The organism is Catenibacterium sp. RTP21428st1_D7_RTP21428_210409, from assembly GCF_040227455.1.
GTDB classification, from domain to species: domain Bacteria; phylum Bacillota_I; class Bacilli_A; order Erysipelotrichales; family Coprobacillaceae; genus Catenibacterium; species Catenibacterium mitsuoka_A.
The window spans coordinates 1-5,393 of sequence record NZ_JBEHVX010000121.1; the positions used below are offsets into that span (position 1 = coordinate 1).

General features: G+C 33.2%; 5 protein-coding genes and 1 pseudogene. 2 read left to right on the forward strand and 4 right to left on the reverse strand.

The window, feature by feature from the left end:
• Both ABUA27_RS11955 and ABUA27_RS11960 read right to left on the reverse strand, forming a co-directional pair.
• A pseudogene (locus tag ABUA27_RS11955) lies at positions 1 to 60 on the reverse strand (helix-turn-helix domain-containing protein); the annotation flags it as partial.
• A complete protein-coding gene (locus ABUA27_RS11960) occupies positions 35 to 706 on the reverse strand; it encodes an IS607 family transposase (protein ID WP_502879957.1) in 672 nt (223 codons plus the stop codon). The pseudogene ABUA27_RS11955 and the gene ABUA27_RS11960, both read right to left, overlap by 26 nt.
• Before the next feature lie 296 nt (positions 707 to 1,002).
• Between ABUA27_RS11960 and ABUA27_RS11965 the strand changes: the two genes are divergently transcribed.
• Both ABUA27_RS11965 and ABUA27_RS11970 read left to right on the forward strand, forming a co-directional pair.
• A complete protein-coding gene (locus tag ABUA27_RS11965; protein ID WP_349820784.1) occupies positions 1,003 to 2,148 on the forward strand; it encodes an anaerobic ribonucleoside-triphosphate reductase activating protein in 1,146 nt (381 codons plus the stop codon).
• A gap of 4 nt (positions 2,149 to 2,152) precedes the next feature.
• Positions 2,153 to 4,519: a ribonucleoside triphosphate reductase gene (locus tag ABUA27_RS11970; RefSeq protein WP_349820785.1), complete on the forward strand. Its 2,367-nt coding sequence runs from the start codon at positions 2,153 to 2,155 to the stop codon at positions 4,517 to 4,519.
• Between the two features lie 180 nt (positions 4,520 to 4,699).
• On the opposite strand, the gene ABUA27_RS11975 is transcribed toward ABUA27_RS11970, so the two are convergent.
• Both ABUA27_RS11975 and ABUA27_RS11980 read right to left on the reverse strand, forming a co-directional pair.
• Entirely contained in the window at positions 4,700 to 5,155 is a 456-nt protein-coding gene (locus tag ABUA27_RS11975; RefSeq protein WP_129981936.1) for a hypothetical protein, read from the reverse strand.
• Positions 5,156 to 5,166: 11 nt separating this feature from the next.
• Positions 5,167 to 5,361, reverse strand: coding sequence for a hypothetical protein (locus ABUA27_RS11980; RefSeq protein ID WP_349820786.1), 195 nt, complete (start codon positions 5,359 to 5,361; stop codon positions 5,167 to 5,169).
• Positions 5,362 to 5,393 lie beyond the last annotated feature (32 nt).

Below are 5,393 nucleotides of genomic sequence, written 5' to 3' on the forward strand. Positions count from 1 at the left end.
GAAATTATAGATAAATCTGCAAGTACCTATTGTTTTACGAATCCTGACTTTCTGCTCCTCTGTTGGATTTATTTCCGTCTTGAAGCTCTTCAGCAATTTCCTCATCCCTTTCTATCAGTTTTTTATACTTACGAAGCCCATACAGCCTGCATGAGAACACATGGAGTATTGAAACAATATCCTGCACGAGTTCTTCCTGTGGCGATAGTTCTTCATTGTTTACTACCACTAGGGTTGTATTAAACTTTTTACAGAATTTCTCAAACCAGTCATAACCAAATCTGATAAATCTATCTTTATGGGTTACTACTATTGTCTTGATTTTTTGTTCCATTACTTCATCTAATAATTCGTTCCACTTTTTACAGTTGTAATTAAGGCCACTTCCATAATCTTCAATACACTGATTTACAATAATTCCTCTTGCATTACAAAACTGTCTTAAAAATGCAACTTGATTTTGTAAATCATCTTTTTGATTCTTTGTAGACACTCTGGCATAAATAACCACCTGACGTTTATCATTTTCAATATTCATACCTTTGAATTGTAGATACTGATTATATGTGTAATAACGCCTATTAGTTAGAGTTCGGTTTGCCTTTAAAGTACCTTCTCTGTCCCAACGTTGTAATGTCTTAACAGAAACACCTAAAAGTTCAGCAAAATCTTTTGGCTTATAATTTTTGATATTTGATGTGTTCATTTTAACATTCCCCTATGAGCACATTCAAACACAACAGTCAATATATTCAGTTACTTAGATTTTCTTCTTAATAATAATTATATCATGTAACCATTTAGCTAAGATATAATCAAATATTTTTTCTTAACTCCTTTATATAGGTTTTATCGCTTATAACTTCAATACATTACTTAATTAATTAGTATATACTGTATATAGGAGATGATAATGTGCAAACATTTTCACAACAATTGCATACGCTCTCTTTTGGTGCTAGACTTAATATAGTTGGATAGTCAACTAAAGAGGTGAGAGAGATGGATAAGAAAGAGAACTTCATGAGTGATAATGCATTACTATATCGTGCAGCTATTAAGTATTATGATAATAGATTAAAGAAATATGATATAGGTTATGGACAGGTTGTGAATCTAATGATGATTCATGAACATCCTGGTATTACTATGAAGGAATTGTCTTCAAGTGGTTCTGTGGATAAAGGAACAATCACCAAGAGTATATCTAAGTTGCAGGAGGCGGGCTATATTCGTGTAGAAGAGAATACTCTTGATAAACGTTCTAAGATACTTAAAACAACACCTAAAGCGAAAGATGTGATTACAGAAATGTATCTTGCGAGAAAAGACTGGTGGTCTCATTTAACATCTGATTTGACTTTAGAGGAAGTAGATCAATTAGAAAAGACAATGCATCTTTTAGTTAAGAAAGCAATAGAAGAACCAACATACCAGAATCATTTCCGTATCTTTGGTTTTCAAAAGCTCACTCTTCTAGATTATCCAGGAAAAATGGCATGTACTCTATTTACTGGAGGATGTAATTTTAAATGTCCTTTCTGTCATAATTCTGATTTAGTCTTCTTACCAGAAAATATGGTAGAGATTGAACAGGAAGATGTTCTTGAATTCTTAGAAAAGAGACAGAATATACTAGAGGGCGTATGTATTACAGGTGGAGAACCTTTATTACAGGCGGGTATTGTGGATTTCTTAAGAGTGATCAAGGATATGGGATACTCTATTAAATTAGATACAAATGGATCTTTTCCTAATAAGTTAAAAGAATTAGTAGAAGAAGGTCTTGTTGATTATGTAGCTGTAGATATCAAGAATGCGCCTAAGAAATACAATAAGACAATTGGTTTAGAAGGGTATCGTCTTGATTCTATTAAGACAACAGTCCAGTATTTATTAGAGAATCATGTAGATTATGAATTCAGAACGACAATCATTAAAGAATTTCATACAGAAAATGATATGAGACTAATTGGAGAATGGATCAAAGGTGCTAAGCGTTATTATCTTCAAAACTTTGAAGATAATGAGAATGTGATTCAAGAAGGTTTACATGCATGCTCATTAGAAACACTTCAGAGTTATAAAAAGATTTTAGAAGAATATGTTGATGAATGTGAAATCAGAGGGATAGAAGAAAGGATATGATAATATGTACCAGGTCATTAAAAGAGATGGTAAGATTACAGAATTTGATTTAAAGAAAATAACCCGTGCGATTGAAAAAGCATTTATTTCATTAAAGAAAGAATATCATCCTAGTGTGATTGACATGCTTGCATTAAAGGTTACAAGTGATTTTGAAAAGAAGATCAAGGATCATAAGATTGCAGTAGAAGATATCCAGGATAGTGTAGAGGATATCTTATCACAGGCAGGTTATAGTGATGTGGCGAAGTCTTATATTCTATATCGTAAACAGAGAGAGAAAGTAAGAAATATGAAGTCTACGATTCTTGATTATAAGGATCTAGTGAATAGTTATGTGAATGCGACTGACTGGAGAGTAAAAGAGAATTCTACTGTCACTTATTCTGTTGGTGGGTTGATTCTAAGTAACAGTGGTGCAATTACTGCAAATTATTGGTTATCTGAAATATATGATCAGGAGATTGCGGATGCACATAGAGATGGGGATTTCCATATTCATGATTTAAGTATGTTAACAGGTTATTGCGCAGGATGGTCTTTAAAACAATTAATTCAGGAAGGTTTAGGAGGTATTCCAGGTAAGATTACATCTAAACCAGCAAAACATCTTGCATCATTATGTAACCAGATGGTGAACTTCTTAGGTATTATGCAGAATGAATGGGCAGGTGCTCAGGCTTTCTCTTCTTTTGATACTTACTTAGCACCATTTGTGAAGGTAGATAATCTTCCTTATGATCAAGTGAAGAAATGTATTGAATCATTTATTTATGGTGTCAATACACCTTCACGCTGGGGAACACAGGCTCCTTTCTCTAATATTACTTTAGATTGGACAGTACCAAATGACTTAGCTGAACTCAATGCGATAGTTGGTGGAAAAGAAATGGACTTCCGTTATAAGGATTGTCAGAAAGAAATGGACATGATCAATAAAGCCTTTATTGAAGTCATGATTGAAGGCGATGCGAATGGTCGTGGATTCCAGTACCCTATTCCTACTTACTCTATCACAAAGGATTTTGATTGGTCTGAAACAGAAAATAATAAACTATTATTTGAAATGACTGCAAAGTTTGGTACACCCTATTTCTCTAACTATATTAATTCAGATATGGAACCAAGTGATGTCAGATCAATGTGTTGTCGATTAAGACTTGACTTAAGAGAATTAAGAAGAAAAAGTGGAGGATTCTTTGGTTCAGGTGAATCAACAGGATCAGTAGGTGTCGTTACTATTAACCTTCCACGTATTGCTTATTTATCTCATAATGAGCATGAGTTCTATGAAAGATTAGATCACTTAATGGATCTTGCTGCAAGATCATTAAAGGTAAAAAGAGATGTGATTAGTAAGTTATTAGAAGAAGGTCTCTATCCTTATACAAAACGTTATTTAGGTTCATTTAAGAATCATTTCTCTACTATTGGCTTAGTAGGTATGAATGAAGCTACACTCAATGCGAACTGGCTTAAAGAAGACTTAACACATACAGATGCACAGGAATTTGCGAAGGATGTATTAAACCATATGCGTGAAAGATTAGTGATCTATCAGGAAGAATATGGTGACTTATATAACCTGGAAGCAACACCTGCAGAATCTACATCTTATCGTCTTGCGAAACATGATAAGAAGAAATATCCAGATATCATTACTGCCACTAAAGAGGGTAATACACCTTATTATACAAACTCATCTCATTTACCAGTAGGTTATACAGATGACTTATTTACTGCCTTAGATATTCAGGATGAATTACAGACTCTCTATACATCAGGTACTGTATTCCATGCTTTCTTAGGTGAAAAACTACCAGACTGGAAAGGTGCTGCAACACTTGTAAGAAAGATTGCAGAAAACTATAAACTTCCTTATTATACCATTTCACCTACTTACTCTATTTGTGAAGATCATGGTTATCTTGTAGGTGAACAGCCTATATGTCCTGTATGTGCTAAACCAACAGAAGTATGGAGCCGTATTACAGGTTACTATAGACCAGTTAAGAACTGGAATGAAGGTAAAGCACAGGAATTCAAGGAACGTAAAACATATGATATGGGTCACTCAGTACTAAGTGGCAGACATATGAAGAAGATCAAAGAAGAACAGGCACAACCTGTTATACAGAATGAAAAGCTTTATTTATTCACAACAAAAACATGTCCTAACTGTCGTATTATTAAGAAGATATTAGAAGATGAACATGTAGACTATGAATTAATAGATGCAGAAGAACAAGTAGACCTCACAAAGAGATTTTCTGTCATGCAGGCCCCTACTCTTGTCGTTGCGAATGATAAGAGTTATGCAAAATATGTGAACGTGTCTAATATTAGAAAGTATATAGAAGAAAGATCATAACCAAAGTGGGCATCACTCATAGTGATGCCCATTTCTTTCAAAGTAAAAAGAAGACTGTGAGATCATTGGATCTCACAGTCTTTATTGTGTTTTGATATACATCTAATTGGTGGAAGTTTTAAACAAATAATAGTTTCTTGAAACATTGGTCTGTATTGTTTCAAATGTAAGAAGATTGTTTTAAGATAATGAACCGTTAGGACTACAAGTAAGTTTTACAGTTTTATTTATTGTTTTTTGTAGTGATCCATTTTGATGATATTGCTTAGCTGTTATGCTTGCAGATGCAGCTGCACCATTTTTTGAAGCTTTCGCATTACTCAATTTCCAGCTTGTTGAATAATTGGCTTTACTATATGTTGAGCTAGTACATGTTGCTGATTTCCCATTAACGGTAATAGACCATAGAGCTTTTCCATTGATATCTCTATAAGTTGCAGTTTTTGTGCCATTTCTAATAGAAGACCTTGCTTGTGTATAATTTGTTGTAATAACAGTTTCTAAGTAATAACCATTTTCTAACTCTTCTTTTGCATATATCCTAGTTGGATTTGTTTCGAAAGCAGATGCATTTAAGACAGAGTGAGAAAATGCTAAAAAAGAAATACATAAAATGGTGATTATTTTTCTTATCATGTTCATTCTCTTTATTTGATTTCAATTGTTTCTTCAAAATATCCACCTTTTGAATCTCTTATTTCTTCAAAAGTCTTTTGGTAAATATATGCTTTATAGCATAAGAATACTAATAATACAACAAGCGCAACTGATAAGAAATTCTTTAATAATCTTCTTACTGATATGATGACCTCCCAGTAGACAGTGTAAATAATTAAAAGCACTGTTTGCTGAGGAGGTTTTTCTTATGGGAAGA

Excerpts from the sequence above, each read along its gene's own strand:
- ABUA27_RS11960 (WP_502879957.1), bottom strand. The coding sequence starts at position 706 with ATGAACACATCAAATATCAAAAATTATAAGCCAAAAGATTTTGCTGAA.
- ABUA27_RS11965 (WP_349820784.1), top strand. The coding sequence starts at position 1,003 with ATGGATAAGAAAGAGAACTTCATGAGTGATAATGCATTACTATATCGT.
- ABUA27_RS11970 (WP_349820785.1), top strand. The coding sequence starts at position 2,153 with ATGTACCAGGTCATTAAAAGAGATGGTAAGATTACAGAATTTGATTTA.
- ABUA27_RS11975 (WP_129981936.1), bottom strand. The coding sequence starts at position 5,155 with ATGATAAGAAAAATAATCACCATTTTATGTATTTCTTTTTTAGCATTT.